Here is an 18,292-nt window from a genome sequence, read left to right on the forward strand (position 1 = left end):
GCGCCACCCTCGGGCCGACGCGCCCGGGACGCGCGGATTCGTCGGATGGCTCGGACCGTGGTAGTGTCGTTCCTCGGTTGCGAAACCGGAAACCACCTGCGCGGGTGGCGGAATAGGTAGACGCGCTAGCTTGAGGTGCTAGTGCCCGTATTAGGGCGTGGGGGTTCAAGTCCCCCCTCGCGCACACATGAGAAACGGCCCCCGACCTGGGAATCCCAGGCGGGGGCCGTTTCGTCTCCCCGCCGTGCGGGGCGCCGGCGTCGCGCGATGACGCCGTGGGCGCGCCGGCCGGTCGACTAAGCGAGGCTGACGCCGAAGACGAGCCCCAGCACGTACGTGACCGCCGCAGCGCCGAAGCCGATCGCGAGCTGACGCAGCGCCCGTCGCAGCGGCGGGCCGCCCGACAGCAGCCCGACCATGGCACCCGTCGACATCAGCGCGATGCCGACGAGGACGAGCGCCGTGATCACCGCTGCCAGGCCCGACAGGCCGATGATCCAGGGCAGGACCGGGATGATGGCGCCCGACGCGAAGAAGAGGAAGCTCGACAGCGCCGCGCCCCATGCTCCGCCGACGACCTCGTGGTCCGCGGCAGCCTCGGCGGGACGGGCGTACAGCTGGCCGCGATCCGAGGTGCGCGCCGCCTCGACGACCTGGCGCGCACGCGCCAGCGCTTCATCGGCGGGAAGTCCTCGGGTGCGGTAGACCAGCGCCAGCTCGTTCGCGTCGAGATCGAGATCCGGCAGCACGTCGTCGGCGTATCCGTTGGGCTCCGTCGCATCCAGCAGCTCGCGCTGGGACCGCACCGAGACGAACTCGCCGGCGCCCATCGACAGCGCTCCCGCGAGAAGCCCGGCCACGCCGCTGAACAGCACGAACGTCGACGAGACGCCGGTCGCGCCGATGCCCATCACGAGTGCCAGGTTCGACACGAGGCCGTCGTTGGCGCCGAAGACCGCCGCGCGGAAGGTGCCGGACAGCCGGCGACGGCCGCGCGCGGCGAGACCGCGCACGACCTCGTGGTGGATCTTCTCGTCGGCGCGCATCGCCGGAGTGGCGTGCGGATCCCCGTCGTACGGAGAGCGCGCCTCGGCGTTCTGCGCGAGCGCCAGGACGAAGATCGAGCCGAATCGGCGCGCCATCCACCCGAGCGTCCGGGTCTGCGCGGACGCCCGGGGCAGACGCGGCGGCTCGCCGCCGAGCAGCGTCAGCCAGTGCGCCTCGTGGCGGCCTTCGGCGTCGGCGAGGGCCGTCAGGATCTCGCGCTCCTCGCCATCGCGGCGGGCGGCGAGCTCACGGTACACGCGCGCCTCGGCTCGTTCGTTCACGAGGTACTGGGCCCAGCGGCGGCGATCGCGGTCGGTCGGCGCAGCGGGTTCGTTCATGGGGTCTCCTGTGGTCGTCGGGACTGCACGAGATTAGCCGCGCCGACGGCGGCGTCCGGCACCCAACGGCGGGATTGCCAGCATTTCGGGATTCCGAACAGAGCGCCGGGGATCAGGAGCGCACGCGGCGGCGCAGCACGTCGATGCGCGCCTGCAGCTGTGCGACGGTGGCGTGGGAGACGGCCGGCCCACCGCACACGCGGCGCAGCTCGGCGTGGACCGCGCCGTGCGGCTCGCCCGACTGGCGCGCGTAGAGCCCCACGAGGCTGTTGAGCAGCTGCCGCTGCTCCTTCAGCGTCCGATGCAGCGCCTGCGGCACGGCGGCCTCGGTCGGGCCGGATTCCGCCTCGCGGGCCTCGCGCGCGTGCCGATGACGGCCCTGCCTGACCTGCCGCTGCATCAGCAGGTCGTGCACGTGCTCGGGTTCGAGGAGGCCGGGAATCCCCAGGAACTCCTCCTCCTCGGGCGTGCCGGGCACCGCGAGCTGCCCGAACTCGCGCCCGTCGAACATCACGCGATCGAAATGCGCGAGCGACCCGAGAGCCTGGTACGAGAACTCCTCGGTGAGCGCGTCGGAGGCCTTGTCCTCGCGCTCGGCGGCCTCCATGAGGTCCTCTTCGGCGTTCCAGTCGTCGCCGTCGCCGTCGCGGTCCAGCGCGTGGTCGCGCTGGCGTTCGAGCTCGCCGGCGAGGGCGAGCAGCTGCGGCACGTTGGGGAGGAACACGCTCGCCGTCTCGCCGCGACGGCGCGCACGCACGAAGCGGCCGATGGCCTGGGCGAAGAACAGCGGGGTCGATGCGCTCGTGGCGTAGACGCCGACAGCCAGGCGCGGCACGTCGACGCCCTCGGACACCATGCGAACCGCGACCATCCAGCGGCTCGTGCCCTGCGAGAACTCCTCGATGCGGCCCGAAGCCTCGGCCTCGTCTGACAGGACGATCGTCGCCTTCTCGCCCGAGACCTGCTCCAGGATGGCCGCGTACGCGCGCGCCGCCGTCTGGTCGGTCGCGATGACCAGGCCCCCGGCGTCGGGCACCGACTCGCGCACCTCGCTCAGCCGCCGGTCCGCCGACCGCAGCACCGCCGGGATCCAGTCGCCCTCGGGGTCGAGCGCCGTGCGCCACGCCTGGGCGGTGATGTCCTTGGTGTTGTCCTGGCCGAGGTGCGCCTCCATCTCGTCCCCGGTCTTGGTGCGCCAGCGCATGTGACCGGCGTAGACGAGGAAGATGACCGGGCGGACGACGCCGTCCTCGAGCGCACGGCGGTAGCCGTACGCGTAGTCGGTGCGCGAGAGGCGGATGCCGTTCGCATCGGGGTGGTACTCCACGAACGGGATCGGGGCGGTGTCGCTGCGGAACGGCGTCCCCGACAGCAGCAGGCGCCGCGTCGCGCGGCTGTAGGCCTCACGCAGGGCGTCTCCCCAGCTCAGCGCGTCGCCGCCGTGATGCACCTCGTCGAGGATCACGAGGGTGCGGGCGTCCATGGTCAGGCGCTGGTGGACCGAGGCCTTGACCGCCACCTGCGCGTACGTCACGGCCACGCCGTGGTAGTGCCGTGCGGGTGCGGAGTGCCGGTTGGAGAAGCCGGGGTCGAGGCGGATGGACACGCGCGCGGCGGCGTCGGCCCACTGGCTCTTCAGGTGCTCGGTGGGCGCCACCACCACGATGCGGTCGACGACCCGACGGCGCAGCAGCTCGCTGGCCAGGCGCAGCGCGAACGTCGTCTTCCCGGCGCCGGGGGTCGCGGCGGCGAGGAAGTCGCGAGGGCCCGAGCCCGGCCCATCGGGCCCGTCCATGCCGAAGTAGAGGTCGAGCGCCTCGGCCTGCCACGCGCGCAGGCGCTGTGCGGTGCCCCACGGCGCACGCTGCGGCCACGTCGGTGACAGGTGCTCGGCGGCGAAGGACCCGATGTGTGCGGTCGCGGAGGTGTCGGCGTCGGTTGTGATCGTCGACTCTTCGTGCACCGGCATCCTCCCCTCGCTCCCGACAGCGAGACTCCACCATAGGCGACGACGACGACATCGTCGTCACGGCGGGCCGATGCGCGGCGTCGACGGGAGGTCGGCGGCGGATAGTCTGATTCCGGTCACGAACCAGGTCAGGAGGCACCATGGCGCGCAACGATCCCGCACCGGAGCCGAATCGCACACCCTACGTCCCCAACGCGACGCCGCACCCCTGGCACCGCTACGTGGCGATCGGCGACTCGTTCACCGAAGGCGTCGGCGATCCGGAGCCGTCGCTGCCCAACGGGCTGCGCGGCTGGGCCGACCGGGTCGCCGAGGTGCTCGGCAGCCAGGTCGAGGACTTCGCGTACGGCAACCTCGCCATCCGCGGCCGCCTGATCCAGCAGATCGTCGACGAGCAGGTCGAGCCCGCGCTGGCGCTCAACCCCGACCTCGTGACCTTCTCGGCCGGCGGGAACGACGTCATCCGCCCCGGCAGCGACCCCGACAAGGTCGCCGAGATCTTCGAGGACGCCGTCGTGCGGCTGTCCAGCGGCGGCGCCGCCGTCTTGGTGTTCACGGGGATCGACACCAACTTCACCCCCGTATTCCGGGGCATCCGCGGAAAGGTCGCGATCTACAACGAGAACATCCGGGCCATCGCCGACCGCTACGACGCGATCGTGGCCGATCAGTGGGCGCTCAAGGAGATCCAGGACATGCGGTTCTTCGACGACGACCGCCTGCACCTGAACGCGCTCGGCCACCACGAGGTCGCCCGCATGGCGCTGCGGGTGCTGAACGTGCCCAACGACCTCCAGCCCATGCAGCCCGAGCCACTGCCCGCCCGAACGTGGCGCGCGGCTCGCGGCAGCGACCTGGTGTGGGCGCGCACCCACCTGGTCCCGTGGGTGCTGCGGCGGCTGCGCCATCAGTCCTCGGGCGACACCGTCACCGCCAAGCGTCCCGAGCCGCTGCCGGTCACGATCCCGGCGGCCGCTCCCCCGGTGGCCACGCCGACGGATCCCGAGGCCTGACTCACCGTCCCGGTCGCAGCTCCCACAGCGCCACCGCGCTCGCGGCGGCGACGTTGAGCGAATCGACACCGCCTGCCATCGGGATGGTCACGACGGTGTCGGCTGCACCGAGCGCGGCCCGCGACAGGCCGTGCCCCTCGGCGCCCAGCACGAGCGCGACGCGCTCGGGCCGTCGCGCGGAGTACGCGTCGAGGGTGACCGCGTCGTCCGCCAGGGCGAGGGCGGCGATGTCGAAGCCCGCCGCGTGCAGCACCTCGCGCGCGTCGGTCCACTCCGGCAGCCGCGTCCACGGCACCTGGAACACCGTGCCCATGCTGACACGGACGCTGCGGCGGTACAGCGGATCCGCGCAGCGGGGGCTGACCAGCACGGCGTCGGCGCCGAGCGCCGCGGCGCCCCGGAACGCCGCACCCACGTTGGTGTGGTCGACGATGTCCTCCAGGACGAGCACGAGGCGCGCATGCCGCAGGATGTCGGCGGGTTCGGGGAGCGCCGGCCGGTGCATCGCCGCGAGCAGCCCCCGGTGCACGGCGTAGCCCGTCACGTTCTCGGCGATCTCGGGCGGCACGACGTACACCGGGACGTCGTCGTCTCGTCCCGCGAGAAGGGCGAGCGTGTCATCGAGCCACTTCTGCTGCACGAGCACCGATCGGGGGCGGTGTCCGGCCGCCAGCGCCCGGTCCAGGACCTTCGCCGACTCGGCGATGTAGAGTCCGCCGGCGGGCTCGTGGACCCGGCGCAGCGCGACGTCCGTCAGGTCGCGGTAGTCCGCCAGCCGCGGGTCCGCCGCGTCGTCGATGCGCCAGATCGTCATCGCCACCTCCGCACCAAGTCTCACAGGTCCCCCATCTCGCCGTAACATCCCGGAAAACGCGGCGTCCTAGACTCGAAGCGTCGGGAGGGGGCCTTCGGGTGACCATGGTGACGGATCGGGACGAGACGCTGATGGAGTCTGTCGCGCGCGCGGTGGACGCCCTCGCCGGCCGCCGCATCGCCGTGCTCACGGGAGCGGGCGTGTCCACCGACTCCGGCATCCCGGACTACCGCGGCCAGGGGACCCCGGTGCGAAAGCCCATGACGGTCGACCAGTTCCTCGGCAGCGACCAGGCCCGCCGGCGCTACTGGGTCGGAAGCCACCTCGGCTGGAACGCGTTCGCCGCGGCCGCGCCCAATGCCGGACACGTCGCGCTGGCGACGCTCGAGGACCGCGGCGTCGCGTCGGGCATCATCACCCAGAACGTCGACGGGCTCCACGTGAAGGCCGGGAACCGCCGCGTCGTGGAGTTGCACGGCACGATGCGCCGGGTGTTCTGCACGCGATGCGGGCAGGTGTTCGACCGCCGCGACCTCGCGCTGCGCGTCGAGGCCGACAACCCGTGGATGACCGCTCCCGAGAACATCAAGCTCGGTCCCGACGGCGACGTGCTGCCCGAGAGCACCGAGGGCTTCCGCGTGCCGGACTGCAGTGTGTGCACGGGGATGCTCAAGCCCGATGTGGTGTTCTTCGGCGAGTACATCCCTGTCGAGAAGTTCCGCGAGGCGGAGCAGCTGGTGCACTCCAGCGAGGCGCTGATCGTGGCGGGCTCGTCGCTCGTGGTGAACTCCGGCATCCGGCTGCTCGAGCGCGCGAGGCGGCGGCGCATGCCGGTGGTCATCATCAACCGCGGCGACACCCGCGCCGACGCCCGGGCGACGGTCAAGATCGACGCCGGCACCAGCGAGGTGCTCGGCATGATCGCCGACGCGCTGCCCGCTCGGTGATCGTCCAGGGTGGCGATGCGCGCGCAGTCTAGGCTCGACGAGTGACGTCCCTCTTCCTCATCCGCCACGGCGAGACCGACTGGAACCGAGACCGCCGAATTCAGGGCGCGACCGACATCCCGCTCAACGACACCGGACGCGATCAGGCCCGCCTCGCCGCCGCCGAGCTCGAGGAGCGCTTGGACCGACGGCATCCGGTGGGCGTGGTCTCCAGCGACCTGTCCCGCGCCCGCGAGACCGCGGGCATCATCGCCGAGCGCCTCGCGCTCCCGGCCCCGGCCGCCTACCCCGCGCTCCGCGAGCGCAGCTACGGCGAGGCCGAGGGGATGCAGATCGAGGAGTTCCATCACCGCTTCGGCGCCAGCCACCGCGGTGGCGTGCCCGGCGCCGAGGAGCCCGCGGATCTGCGCGTGCGCGCGCTCGGCGCGCTCGACGCCGTCGTGGCGGATCTGCGCCGTGCGACCTCACCGGGCCCTGCGACGCTGGTGGTCGTGTCGCACGGTGCCCTCATCCGCGAGCTCATCGGCCATGCCTCCGGCGGCGAGCTGCCCCTCGAGGGCGAGCGCCTCGCCAACGGCTCCATCCATGAGCTGCTGTACGAGCGCGATCGGGTGCGGCTGCTCTCGTACGACCCGATCGCGGCCTGACCCGCGAGCCCGGCGTCAGGCCGCCGGCGCGCCGGCCCGGCTCAGCAGCATGCGCGCGTGGCGCAGCACCGGCTCGTCGACCATGCGCCCGTCGAACGAGAAGACGCCCCGCTCGCCGTCGGCTGCCGCGAGCACGCGTCGGGCCCACGTCACGGCGTCGGCATCGGGACGGTACGCATCCCTGATCACGGCGACCTGCTGCGGATGGATGCACGCGGTCGCGGCGAATCCGGAGGCGGCGGCATCCCGCGCTTCGCGGCCGAGCCCCTTCGCATCGGCGATGTCGAGATGGACGGCGTCGATCGCCGCCTTGCCCCGGGCCCCGGCTGACAGCAGCACCTGGGAGCGGGCGTGGCGCGCGATGTCGCGGTAGCGCCCGTTCGGCCTGCGGCTGGACGTGCCTCCGAGCGACGCGACGAGGTCCTCGGCTCCCCACATCAGCGCCACGACGTTGCGCTGCTCGGCGATGCGCTCCGCGTGGGCCACCCCGCGGGCCGTCTCGCACAGCGCGATGACCTCGAATCGCGCGTCGATGCGGCCGATGCGCTTGGCGGACTCGGCCTTGGCGACCATGATCGTGCGGTAGTCCGTCTGTGACAGCGTCGACATGTCGGACTCGAACTGGTCGGAGTCGACCCCGTTGACCCGCACGATCGTGCGGTCGGGGTCCAGCTCCGACTCGATGAGCGCCCCGCGTGCGGCCACCTTCGCGTCCGGCGAGACGGCATCCTCGAGGTCCAGGATCACGGCGTCCGCGGCGGCGGCCGCCTTCGCGAACCGCTCGGGCCGATCCGCGGGGCAGAACAGCAGTGCGGGTCCCATGTCGAAGCTCATCGTTCCTCCTCGGCGGCATCGCGGAACCACATCAGGGCGACCCGCGTGGCGAGGGCGACGACGGCACCGTCCTGATTGCGGCCCGTGTGGCGCATCGTGATGATCCCCTGGCCGTCGCGCGAGGCCGATGCGCGCTTGTCGAGGATCTCGGTCTCGGTGTACAGCGTGTCGCCGTGGAAGAGCGGGGCGGGGAACGAGACGTCGGTCAGGCCGAGCTGCGCGACGAGCGTGCCCTGCGTGAGCTGCGCGACCGATGCGCCCACCATCGTCGACAGCGTCCACATGCTGTTCATCAGGCGCTGCCCGAACGGCTGAGCCTTCGAGAAGGCGGCGTCGAGGTGGAGCGCCTGCGTGTTCATCGTCAGCGACGAGAACAGCACGTTGTCGGCCTCGGTCGCTGTGCGTCCCGGGCGGTGGAGATAGCGGGCGCCCACCTCGATCTCGTCGTAGTAGAGCCCGCGCTGGACGATGTCGGTCACCGCTCCCCCTTCGCCTCTGACAGTCACGCTACCCCGAGGCTGCGCGCGATCACGAGCAGCTGCACTTCGCTGGTGCCCTCCCCCACTTCGAGGATCTTCGAGTCCCGGTAGTGGCGTGCGACGGGGTACTCGTTCATGAACCCGTTGCCGCCGAAGATCTGCGTCGCGTCGCGGGCATTGTCCATGGCGGCGTCGCTCGCGGTGAGCTTCGCGATCGCCGCCTCGGTCTTGAACGGCCGCCCGGCATCCCGCAGCCGTGCCGCGTGGTGCCAGGCGAGGCGCGCCGTGTGCACGCGGGCCTGCATGCGGGCCAGCGTGAACTGGATGCCCTGGCGCGCGGACAGCCGGTCGCCGAACACGATGCGCGTTCCGGCGTAATCGACGGCGGCCTCGAGACAGCCTTCCGCGGCCCCGGTGGCCAGCGCCGCGATGGCGATGCGCCCCTCGTCGAGGATGTGCAGGAAGTTCGCGAACCCTCGTCCTCGCTCGCCGAGCAGATTCTCCGCCGGGACGCGGGCGCCCTGGAACGTGAGCGGATGCGTGTCGGACGCGTGCCAGCCGACCTTGTCGTACGCCGGCTCGACGGTGAAGCCCGGAGTGCCGTTGGGCACGATGATCGTCGAGATCTCCTTGCGCCCGTCGTGCTCGCCGGTGACGGCGGTCACGGTGACGAATCGCGTGATGTCCGTTCCCGAGTTCGTGATGAACTGCTTCGTCCCGTCGATGACCCATTCGCCGTCCTCGAGGCGGGCGGTGGTGCGGGTGGCGCCGGCATCGGACCCCGCTTCGGGCTCGGTGAGGCCGAAGCCTGCGAGGGCCGTGCCGGAGAGCAGGTCCGGGAGCAGCTGCTGCTTCTGCTCGTCGCTTCCGAACCGGAACACCGGCATGGCGCCGAGGCTGACGCCTGCTTCGAGGGTGATCGCGATCGACTGGTCCACCCGCGCCAGCGCCTCGATGGCCAGGCACAGCGCGAAGTAGTCGCCGCCCTGACCCCCGTGCTCCTCGGGGAAGGGCAGGCCGAAGAGCCCCATCTCGCCCATCTGCGCCACGACGTCCATCGGCAGCGCGTGCGACCGGTCGGCTTCGTACGAGCGGGGGGCGACGACCTCCTCCGAGAAGGAGCGGACGAGCCCGGCCAGCTCGCGCTCGTCGTCGCTGATGTCGTAGGGGTACATGTCTGCTCCTCGGGGTGTCATCGTTCGGCCCCGGCGGATGCTTCGCCGCGGGGTGCATCGGCGGGCTGTTCGTCGACGACGACGCGTGCGACGACCTGGTCCCGGCGCACCTGATCGCCCACCGCGACCTCGACGGTCACGGTGCCGGCGTGGGGTGCGACGACGGGGTGCTCCATCTTCATGGCCTCGATCGTCGCGATGCGGTCGCCGGCCGCCACGCGCGCTCCGGTGCTCGCGTGCACGGCCACGACGGCGCCGGGCATCGGAGCCCGCAGCTCGGGGTCGGCGGCGTGCTGAGCACGCTCGGCGGCGGCTCGGCGGTGGGTCATCGCCGCACGGCGGGAGAGCGGTCGCAGTCGCCACGCGGCGCCGTCGGCGTGGACCCACAGCGCGCCGTCGGCGTCCCGCGCGGTCATCGCGCCGGCGCCGAGCGCGCCCGCGTCGCCGAGCGGCACCTCGTGCATCCCGTCGGCGTCGTCGAGGAACCGCGCGACGGCTCGGGGCGCGGCCGCGCCGATGCGCCAGCCTGCCAGGTGGCGCCAGACGGCGCCGGAGCGATCCGCCCGTCCGGGCGGATCGCTCGAGCGGTCATCGCCGGGCGATGCGTCGATCGCAGCCGCCGCCTGCAGCGCTTCGTCCGTGGGCGGCTCGGCGCTCATGGCCGGCATTCGATCGATGAGCCCCGTGTCCATGTCGCCCGAGACGACCTCGGGTACGACCGCGAGCTCGCGCAGGAACGCGATGTTGGTGTCGACGCCGAGCACGACGGTGCCGGCGAGGGCGCGGCCGAGAGAGGCGAGGGCGGCTGCGCGGTCGGGTCCGACCGCGATGACCTTCGCGATCATCGGGTCGTAGTCGGCGGTGACGACGCTGCCGGTCTCGATCGCCGCGTCGGTGCGGACGCCCGGCGCCGGCCGGAACAGGAGCACATCTCCGGTCGCCGGCAGGAAGCCCCGCTCGGGGCTCTCGGCGTACACGCGGGCCTCGATGGCATGACCGGTCAGCGCGATGTCGGCCTGCGCGAGGGCGAGCCGTTCTCCGGCCGCGGCCCGCAGCTGCTGCTCGACCAGGTCGATGCCGGTGACCTCCTCGGTGACCGGGTGCTCCACCTGCAGCCGCGTGTTCATCTCGATGAAGTAGAACTCGTCGGGGCGGTCGGCCGAGACGAGGAACTCCACGGTGCCGGCGCCCCGGTAGTCGACGCTGACGGCCGCCGCGCACGCCGCCGCGCCGAGCCGCTCGCGCGTGTCTGCGTCGACGACGGGCGACGGCGCTTCCTCGATGACCTTCTGATGCCGCCGCTGCAGCGTGCACTCGCGCTCGCCGAGGTGGACGACCCCGCCGTGGGCATCGGCGAGCACCTGCACCTCGATGTGCCGCGGCCGCTCGATGAGGCGCTCGAGCAGCAGCGTGTCGTCGCCGAACGAGGCGGCGGCGATGCGTCGCGCGGCGCTCAGCGCCTCGGCGAGGCCGTCGGCGTCGCGCACGACCTGCATGCCCTTGCCGCCGCCGCCCGCCGACGGCTTGACCAGCAGCGGGAACCCCGCCTCATGCGCGGCGCGGCCGATCTCGGCATCCGTCATCCCGGCAGCGCTGAAGCCGGGCACCGTGGGCACTCCGTGAGCGGCGACGTGCTCCTTGGCGCGGACCTTGTCGCCCATCACCTCGAGTGCGCCGACGCCCGGGCCGATGAAGACGATCCCGGCCTCCTCGCACGCGCGGGCGAAGGCGGCGTTCTCGGAGAGGAACCCGTACCCCGGGTGCACCGCCTGCGCTCCCGCGGACACCGCGGCGTCCACGACGCGGTCGATGCAGAGATAGGAATCCGCGGCGGGTGCCGGCCCGAGACGCACGGCGGCATCGGCCTCGCGCACGTGGGGTGCGCCGGCGTCGGCGTCGCTGTAGACCGCGACCGAGCGGATGCCCAGGCGTCGGAGCGTGCGGATGACGCGCCGGGCGATCTCGCCGCGGTTGGCGACCAGCACGGTGTCGAATCGGTCGAGGATCGAAGAGTCGGTCACGCGATCACATCCGGAACAGGCCGAAGCGCGGCTCGGGAAGCGGAGAGCGCGAGATGACGTCCAGGGCCAGGCCCACGACGTCGCGCGTGCTTATCGGGTCGATCACACCGTCGTCCCACAGGCGCGCGGTGGCGTAGTACGGGCTGCCCTGCTCTTCGTACCGCTCGCGGATCGGCGCCTCGAACGCCGCCTGCTCGGCGGCATCCCATGACTCTCCCCGCGCCTCGAGCTGGTCGCGCTTGACGGTCGAGAGGACCGATGCCGCCTGCGTGCCGCCCATGACCGAGATGCGGCTCGCGGGCCAGCTCCACAGGAATCTCGGTGAGTAGGCGCGGCCGCACATGGAGTAGTTCCCCGCGCCGAACGAGCCGCCGATCACGACGGTCAGCTTGGGAACGCGCGTCGTCGCGACGGCGGTCACCATCTTCGCGCCGTCCTTCGCGATGCCACCCGCCTCGGCGTCGCGGCCGACCATGAACCCCGAGATGTTCTGCAGGAACAGCAGCGGGATGCCACGCTGATCGCACAACTCGATGAAGTGCGCGCCCTTGAGGGCCGATTCGCCGAACAGGACGCCGTTGTTGGCGACGATGCCGACGGGATGCCCGTGGATACGGGCGAAGCCGGTGACGAGGGTGTCGGCGTACTCCTTCTTGAACTCGTGCAGCTCGCTGCCGTCGACCAGTCGCGCGATCACCTCGCGCACGTCGTACGGCTGGTTGACGTCGACCGGGACCACGCCGTACAGCTGCGAGGGGTCGACCGCGGGCGGGACGGCGGCAGACACGTCCCACGCCGGCGGGGCGGGCGCCGGCAGAGTGGCGACGATGTCGCGGACGATCTCGAGCGCGTGCTCGTCGTCGTCGGCGAGGTGGTCGACGACGCCGGACCTGCGCGCGTGCAGATCGCCGCCGCCGAGCTCCTCGGCCGTGACGACCTCGCCGATCGCGGCCTTGACCAGCGGCGGTCCGCCGAGGAAGATCGTGCCCTGGTCGCGGACGATCACCGTCTCGTCGCTCATGGCCGGCACGTACGCGCCGCCCGCCGTGCACGATCCCAGGACCGCCGCGATCTGCGGGATGCCCGCGGCGGACATGCGCGCCTGGTTGTAGAAGATGCGGCCGAAGTGGTCGCGATCGGGGAAGACCTCATCCTGCATCGGCAGGTACGCCCCTCCCGAGTCGACGAGGCTGATGCACGGCAGGCGGTTCTCGAGCGCGATCTCCTGCGCGCGCAGGTGCTTCTTGACCGTGAGCGGGAAGTACGTGCCGCCCTTGACCGTCGCGTCGTTGCAGATCACCATCACGTGGCGACCGTGCACGAGGCCGATGCCGGCGATGACCCCGGCCGCCGGCGCCTGGTCGTCGTACAGGCCTTCGGCGGCCAGCGGGGCCACCTCGAGGAACGGGCTCCCCTCGTCCAGCAGGCGGTCGACGCGCTCGCGCGGCAGCATCTTGCCCCGCGCCGTGTGCCGCTCCCGCGCGGCGGCGGGTCCGCCCTGCGACGCACGTTCGAGGCGGCGGTGCAGGTCGGCGGCGAGCGTGCGCTGGGCCTCGCTCGTGCTCGCGTGGGCGTCGCCCGTCACGACGGCGGTGCGCAGCGCGCTCATGTCATCTCCATCGACGTCACATCGCCCGCGGATGCTTGTCGCTCCGCACGCGGATCGGTTAGTGTTCACTAACTGGATTAGTCAGGTTAGCGAGGATTAACTGAAATGGCAAGCGGGACGACCGACCGTGATCGGGCGAAAGCCGATCGGTACGCTGCGATCCTGCGCGAAGCGTCGCGTCTGTTCGCCGAGCGCGGCTTCAGCGGGGTGAGCCTCGAAGAGCTCGGGGCGGCCGTGGGCATCAGCGGGCCGGCCCTCTACCGCCACTTCAGCGGCAAGCAGGCGCTCCTGGGCGCCCTCCTAGTCGGCGTCAGCGAACGCCTGCGGGACGGCGGGCGGACGGTCGTCGAGGTCGAGACCGACCCGCTCACGCGCCTGCAGGGACTGATCGCCTTCCACGTCGACTTCGCCCTCGCCGACGCCGACATCATCCGCGTGCAGGATCGCGATCTGGCGAGCCTCGGCGAGGACGATCTGCGTGCCGTGCGCCGGCTGCAGCGCGAGTACGTCGAGATCTGGATCGGCGTGCTCGCCGACCTGCATCCCGGGCGGACGGCCGAGGACCTGCGAGTGCGCGCCCACGCGTGCTTCGGGCTGATGAACTCGACGCCGCACAGCGGGCGGGGCGCCGGCCCGGCCGCCGCCAGGCGCATCCTGGAATCGATGGCGCTCGCCGCGCTCCGGGCCTGATCGCCGCGCGGGCGCTGAGCGGAGGCGCCCCCTGGGCCCCCGCTCAGTCCCGTCACCGGTGGAGCATTCCCCTCCCCGGCTCACGCAGGATTCCGCCGACCTCCGCGAGGAACCGAGCGGCCTGCTCACCGTCGACCAGGCGATGATCGAACGACAGCGCCAGAGTCATGATGTCTCGCAGCGCGATCCCACCCTCGTGCTCCCACGGCTGCCGTCGGACGGCGCCCAGAGCGAGGATGCCTGCTTCGCCCGGGTTCAGGATCGGGGTGCCCGTGTCGACACCGAAGACGCCGACGTTCGTGATCGAGAACGTGCCGCCGGTCATGTCGGCCGGAGCGGTCCGTCCGGCCCGAGCGGTGTCGGCGAGCTCGCGCACGGCATCGGCGAGATCGACGAGGCCGAGCTCCTGGGCGTCCTTGATGTTGGGCACGACGAGCCCGCGGGACGTCGCGGCGGCGATGCCGAGGTTCACGTACCGGTGCTCGATGATCTCGCCCGCGGCCTCGTCCCATCGCGAGTTCAGTGATGGGATGCGCGCGAGCGCGATGCACACCGCCCGCGCGGCGACGGCGAGGATGCCGATCCGGTGGTCCGCGAGCTCGCGATCGGCCCGCAGCGAGGCGATGAGAGCGTTCGTCTCGGTCACGTCCACCGTGAGGAACGTCGTCGCGTGCGGCGCCGTGAAGGCGCTCCGCACCATCGCCTCGGCCGTGTGACGGCGCACACCCCGGATGGGGGTGCGGACGACCCGCTCGTCCGTGTGAGACGGCGCTGCGGCGGGCGCGGGGGCCGACCGCTCGGCCGGCGCGGGAGCGTCGACGTGCGCGGCGTAGGCCTCGACGTCGTCGCGCGTGATGAGCCCCGTGTGGCCGGTTCCCGACACGAGCGCGATGTCGACGCCGAGCTTCTTCGCGAGAGCCCGCACCGGCGGCGTGGAACGGGGCCGCTCGAGCGTGACGTCATCGGGCTCGCTCAGGGCGACGGCGTCGTGCGGCGCGGCTTCGAGCACCGCCGTATCGGTCGGGGCGGCGGCTCCCGGGAGCACCCGCGCGCGCCGGCGCGGACGCGCTGAGCTGCGCGGCGCGGCGCCGTAGCCCACGAGGTTCGGCGTCGCAGGCTCCTCGTCGACGGGCGCGTCGTCGCGAACGTCCCGCGTCTCGGCGTCGTCGTCTGCGCGCTTCTTCGGCGTCGCCGCCGCCGGAGCGGCCGCGGCCGCCTCGTCCGCCGCGTCGGGCTCGACGGCATCCGCTCCCCCGACGTCGAACGAGATCAGCACCGACCCGACCTCGATGACGTCTCCCGCGGCCGCATGCAGCCCGGTCACGGTGCCGGAGTACGGCGACGGCAGCTCGACGACCGCCTTGGCGGTCTCCACCTCGGCGATGGTCTGGTTGAGCGCCACGGTGTCGCCCTCGGCGACGAGCCACTGCACGAGCTCCGCTTCGGGGAGCCCCTCGCCGAGGTCGGGCAGGCGGAAGTCCTCGATCACAGGTCCACCCCCGTCAGGCTGTTCGGCCGGTCCAGCACGCGATCCACCGCGTCGAGGATCCGGTCGAGGTCGGGCAGATGGTGCTTCTCGAACTTCGAGGGCGGATACGGGATGTCATGGCCGGTGACGCGCACCGGTGCGGACTCGAGGTGGTTGAAGCAGCGTTCGGTCACACTCGCGATCACCTCGGCCGCGACCCCGGCCTCGCGCGCGGCCTCATGGGTCACGACGACGCGACCGGTCCGGCGGACCGAGGCCGTCACGGTGCGGTAATCCACGGGCGACAGCGAGCGCAGATCGATCACCTCGATGGAGATCCCCTCGTCCTCGGCGGCTACGGCGGCGTCGAGAGCTGTGGACACCTGCGCGCCGTACGTCAGCAGCGTCACGTCGGTGCCCGGCCGCGCCACGCGCGCGAGACCCATCGGCGGCGCATCGGCGAGGTCGAGATCCAGGTCGACGTCGCCCTTGGTGTGATAGAGCCGCTTCGGCTCGAAGAACAGCACGGGATCATCGGAAGCGATCGCCTGGCGCAGGCACACGTACGCATCCTGCGGATTCGACACCGCGACGACGCGCAGGCCCGCGGTGTGCACGAAGTAGGCCTCGGGGGACTCCGAGTGGTGCTCGACCGCGCCCACGCCGCCGGCCCACGGGATGCGGATCGTGATCGGCATCCGCACGTTCCCGCTGGTGCGGTAGTGGAGCTTCGCGACCTGGCTGACGATCTGGTCGAACGCGGGGTAGACGAAGCCGTCGAACTGGATCTCGACGACGGGGCGGTAGCCGCGGAACGCCAGCCCCACCGCGGTGCCCATGATGCCCGACTCGGCCAGCGGCGTGTCGACCACGCGCGCCGCGCCGAACTCGTCGAGCAGCCCGTCGGTGACGCGGAACACGCCGCCGAGCCTGCCGATGTCCTCGCCCATCACGAGCACCTTCGGATCGTCGGACATCGCCCGGTGGAGCCCCGCGTTGATGGCCTTCGCCATGGTGAGCTGGGTCATCGCGACACCTCCCCGGCGGCGGTCTCGTCGGCGAAGCCCTCGAGATATGCGGCGTACCAGCGGCGCTCCTCGTCGAGGCCCGCGTGGGGCTCGGCGAAGACGTCGTCGAAGACGGAGAGGGGCGGACGGGACACCGCGCCGATCGCCGCCTGGCGCATCCCGGCGGCGACGCGGTCCGCCTCGGCGGCGACCTCGCCGGCGAATCCGGCGTCGAAGGCGCCTTCGGCGCGCATGAGCGCCTCGATGCGCGCGATCGGGTCGCGCTCGCGCCAGCGCTCGAGCTCCTGCTCGTCGCGATAGCGCGTCGGGTCGTCCGACGTCGTGTGCGGGCCCATGCGATAGGTCACCGCCTCGATGTAGGCCGGCCCCTCGCCGCGTCGCGCGTGATCGAGCGCCCAGCGCATCGCCGCGAGGCACGCGAGGACGTCGTTCCCGTCGACGCGCAGGCTCGGGATGCCGAATCCGGGAGCGCGCCCGGCGATGGGGAACTTCGCCTGGACGGCGACGGGCTCCGAGATCGCCCACTGGTTGTTGGTGCACACGAACACGACCGGCGCCCGGTACGACGACGCGAAGACCATCGCCTCGTTCACATCGCCCTGGCTCGACGCGCCATCGCCGAAGTAGGCCGCCGAGACCTGATCGGTGCCGTCGCGCTGGACGCCCATGGCGTAGCCGACGGCATGCAGGGCCTGCGCGCCGATGATGATCTGCGGGTTCGCCACGCCGATGTCGTACGGGTTGTAGCTGGCGTGTTCCTCACCGCGCCACGGGCGCACGAGGTCGGCGGGTGCGGCACCACGTGCGTGGACGAGGCCCAGTTCGCGGTAGCTGGGGAAGACGAAGTCGTCCTCGCGCAGGGCATGGCAGGTGCCGATCTGCACGGCCTCCTGCCCCTGGTACGGGGCCCACAGGGCCACCTGGCCCTGCCGCTGCAGGGCGACGCCCTCGGTGTCGATGCGTCGCGCGATCATCATGTCGCGGTACATCGCCCGCAGCTGCTCGGGGCCGACGTCTTCGACCCACCGGTCGAGTTCGGGGTCGGCGACACGCTCGCCGTCGGCGGTCACCAGGCGGGCGACGTCATCGATATCGGTGGCCGGTTCGGCCGTCGGGGTCAGGGTGTGCGTCATCGTCATCACTCCTCGTCTCGGTCCTCCCCTCGTGAGGGAGACCGTCGCGGATCGCCGGCAACGTCGCCGACAAGGTTGACGATACGTCCGAGACGCATCTGGCTCAAGCATCCCGGATGCCCTTGAGCATGTTGACAAGATAAGTGACGATTGACCGTGCTATCGTTGCGCACTATGAGCGCACTCGATCACGTCGATCTGGAGCTGCTGGCTGCTCTCGCAGACGACCCCCGCGCCACCGTGGTGGCGCTCGCCGACAGGCTCGGGCTCTCGCGCAACACCGTCCAGGCCCGAATGACCCGGCTCGACAAGGCCGGCGTCTTCATGTCCTACGAGCGCGCCATCTCGTCCAGCGCGCTCGGCTTCCCCCTCGAGGCGGTGCTCAGCGTCACCGTCCGTCAGGCCGATCTCCCCCGCATCGCCGAGGCGCTCGAGCGGGTGCCCGAGATCGTGCAGGCGTACGGCCTGAGCGGTCAGATCGATCTGCTCGTGCATGTCGCGTGCCGCGACACGCAGCACCTGTTCGACACCGACGCGCGCATCCTCGCGATCGAAGGCGTCGAGCGCACCGAGACATCGCTGGTGATGGGCGAGGTCATCCCCTACCGCGTGCGTCCTCTGCTCGCGCTCGCCGACGAGGACCAGTAGCCGACACAAAGGGGGAGCCGAGCCCTCCCCCGAGGCTCGGCTCCCCCGTGCCGTCGCGGCGTGGTCAGTTCGCCGTGAAGGGCATCGCCGATCCGCCGCCGCTGCCCGAGTCCACCACCACCGTGGCGGGGTACACCGGAGCCGCCGGCCCCAGCGACGGCAGCGCCGCGAACCCGAGCAGTCCGCCCATCAGCGCGACCCCTACGACGGGGATCACGATGCGCGGCGCACGCATCCGCGCGCGCCGCACCCGTCCGCCGTTCGCGGCGCCGGCGCCGCGGTCGAGCCGCTCGCCGATGCTGCGTCGCTGCTCGGTCTCTCGTGCGAGGTCGGCTGCCTGGTGCTGCGACAGTCCGAATCCCACCGAAGTCGTGTAGTCCATGATCCGTTCCCTTCACCCGGCGCCGACTGCGGATCAGTGCGGCGTCCTGG

General features: G+C 71.9%; 17 protein-coding genes and 1 tRNA gene. 6 read left to right on the forward strand and 12 right to left on the reverse strand.

Features of this window, described 5'->3' with window-relative positions:
• Positions 1 to 98: 98 nt before the first annotated feature.
• A tRNA-Leu gene (locus P0L94_05540) sits at positions 99 to 184 on the forward strand.
• Positions 185 to 296: 112 nt separating this feature from the next.
• Here P0L94_05540 and P0L94_05545 read toward each other — a convergent pair.
• Entirely contained in the window at positions 297 to 1,385 is a 1,089-nt protein-coding gene (locus P0L94_05545) for a VIT1/CCC1 family protein (GenBank protein ID WES65530.1), read from the reverse strand.
• A 112-nt stretch (positions 1,386 to 1,497) separates the two neighbouring features.
• Positions 1,498 to 3,348, reverse strand: coding sequence for a DEAD/DEAH box helicase (locus P0L94_05550; GenBank protein WES65531.1), 1,851 nt, complete (start codon positions 3,346 to 3,348; stop codon positions 1,498 to 1,500).
• A 146-nt stretch (positions 3,349 to 3,494) separates the two neighbouring features.
• On the opposite strand from P0L94_05550, the gene P0L94_05555 reads away from it, so the two are divergent.
• Positions 3,495 to 4,367, forward strand: coding sequence for an SGNH/GDSL hydrolase family protein (locus P0L94_05555; protein ID WES65532.1), 873 nt, complete (start codon positions 3,495 to 3,497; stop codon positions 4,365 to 4,367).
• Between the two features lies 1 nt (position 4,368).
• Here the strand turns inward: P0L94_05555 and P0L94_05560 are convergent, their stop codons facing one another.
• On the reverse strand, positions 4,369 to 5,181 hold the full coding sequence (locus P0L94_05560) for an RNA methyltransferase (GenBank protein ID WES65533.1): 813 nt from the start codon (positions 5,179 to 5,181) through the stop codon (positions 4,369 to 4,371).
• A 104-nt stretch (positions 5,182 to 5,285) separates the two neighbouring features.
• Here P0L94_05560 and P0L94_05565 point away from each other — a divergent pair, with 104 nt between their 5' ends.
• Positions 5,286 to 6,128, forward strand: a complete 843-nt coding sequence (locus P0L94_05565) for a Sir2 family NAD-dependent protein deacetylase (protein WES66295.1) — start codon at positions 5,286 to 5,288, stop codon at positions 6,126 to 6,128.
• A gap of 41 nt (positions 6,129 to 6,169) precedes the next feature.
• Complete coding sequence (locus tag P0L94_05570) at positions 6,170 to 6,775, forward strand: histidine phosphatase family protein (GenBank protein WES65534.1); 606 nt, start codon at positions 6,170 to 6,172, stop codon at positions 6,773 to 6,775.
• Positions 6,776 to 6,790: 15 nt separating this feature from the next.
• On the opposite strand, the gene P0L94_05575 is transcribed toward P0L94_05570, so the two are convergent.
• The 5 genes from P0L94_05575 to P0L94_05595 are packed head-to-tail and all read right to left on the reverse strand — an operon-like array spanning position 6,791 to position 12,893.
• On the reverse strand, positions 6,791 to 7,609 hold the full coding sequence (locus P0L94_05575; protein ID WES65535.1) for a CoA ester lyase: 819 nt from the start codon (positions 7,607 to 7,609) through the stop codon (positions 6,791 to 6,793).
• Positions 7,606 to 8,088, reverse strand: a complete 483-nt coding sequence (locus P0L94_05580) for a MaoC family dehydratase (protein ID WES65536.1) — start codon at positions 8,086 to 8,088, stop codon at positions 7,606 to 7,608. Before P0L94_05580 ends, P0L94_05575 begins: the two co-directional genes overlap by 4 nt.
• Before the next feature lie 23 nt (positions 8,089 to 8,111).
• A complete protein-coding gene (locus P0L94_05585) occupies positions 8,112 to 9,263 on the reverse strand; it encodes an acyl-CoA dehydrogenase family protein (protein WES65537.1) in 1,152 nt (383 codons plus the stop codon).
• Positions 9,264 to 9,280: 17 nt separating this feature from the next.
• Entirely contained in the window at positions 9,281 to 11,284 is a 2,004-nt protein-coding gene (locus P0L94_05590; protein ID WES65538.1) for a biotin carboxylase N-terminal domain-containing protein, read from the reverse strand.
• Between the two features lie 4 nt (positions 11,285 to 11,288).
• Positions 11,289 to 12,893 (reverse strand): carboxyl transferase domain-containing protein, encoded by a 1,605-nt coding sequence (locus P0L94_05595; GenBank protein WES65539.1) that lies wholly within the window; start codon positions 12,891 to 12,893, stop codon positions 11,289 to 11,291.
• A gap of 105 nt (positions 12,894 to 12,998) precedes the next feature.
• Between P0L94_05595 and P0L94_05600 the strand changes: the two genes are divergently transcribed.
• On the forward strand, positions 12,999 to 13,583 hold the full coding sequence (locus P0L94_05600) for a TetR/AcrR family transcriptional regulator (GenBank protein WES65540.1): 585 nt from the start codon (positions 12,999 to 13,001) through the stop codon (positions 13,581 to 13,583).
• 52 nt (positions 13,584 to 13,635) lie between these two features.
• Here P0L94_05600 and P0L94_05605 read toward each other — a convergent pair whose 3' ends face one another.
• Genes P0L94_05605 through pdhA form a run of 3 tightly spaced genes read right to left on the reverse strand, consistent with a single transcriptional unit; the run spans position 13,636 to position 17,212 of the window.
• On the reverse strand, positions 13,636 to 15,072 hold the full coding sequence (locus tag P0L94_05605; GenBank protein WES65541.1) for a dihydrolipoamide acetyltransferase family protein: 1,437 nt from the start codon (positions 15,070 to 15,072) through the stop codon (positions 13,636 to 13,638).
• On the reverse strand, positions 15,069 to 16,079 hold the full coding sequence (locus tag P0L94_05610; GenBank protein ID WES65542.1) for an alpha-ketoacid dehydrogenase subunit beta: 1,011 nt from the start codon (positions 16,077 to 16,079) through the stop codon (positions 15,069 to 15,071). Before P0L94_05610 ends, P0L94_05605 begins: the two co-directional genes overlap by 4 nt.
• Positions 16,076 to 17,212 (reverse strand): pyruvate dehydrogenase (acetyl-transferring) E1 component subunit alpha, encoded by a 1,137-nt coding sequence (pdhA, locus tag P0L94_05615; GenBank protein ID WES65543.1) that lies wholly within the window; start codon positions 17,210 to 17,212, stop codon positions 16,076 to 16,078. Before pdhA ends, P0L94_05610 begins: the two co-directional genes overlap by 4 nt.
• 174 nt (positions 17,213 to 17,386) lie before the next feature.
• Between pdhA and P0L94_05620 the strand changes: the two genes are divergently transcribed.
• Positions 17,387 to 17,860, forward strand: coding sequence for an Lrp/AsnC family transcriptional regulator (locus tag P0L94_05620; GenBank protein WES65544.1), 474 nt, complete (start codon positions 17,387 to 17,389; stop codon positions 17,858 to 17,860).
• A gap of 64 nt (positions 17,861 to 17,924) precedes the next feature.
• On the opposite strand, the gene P0L94_05625 is transcribed toward P0L94_05620, so the two are convergent.
• Positions 17,925 to 18,242 carry a hypothetical protein gene (locus P0L94_05625; protein ID WES65545.1) on the reverse strand — a complete coding sequence of 106 codons (318 nt, stop codon included), beginning with the start codon at positions 18,240 to 18,242 and terminating at the stop codon, positions 17,925 to 17,927.
• Positions 18,243 to 18,292 lie beyond the last annotated feature (50 nt).

The sequence above is a fragment of the Microbacter sp. GSS18 genome, assembly GCA_029319145.1.
GTDB lineage: Bacteria > Actinomycetota > Actinomycetes > Actinomycetales > Microbacteriaceae > Microbacterium.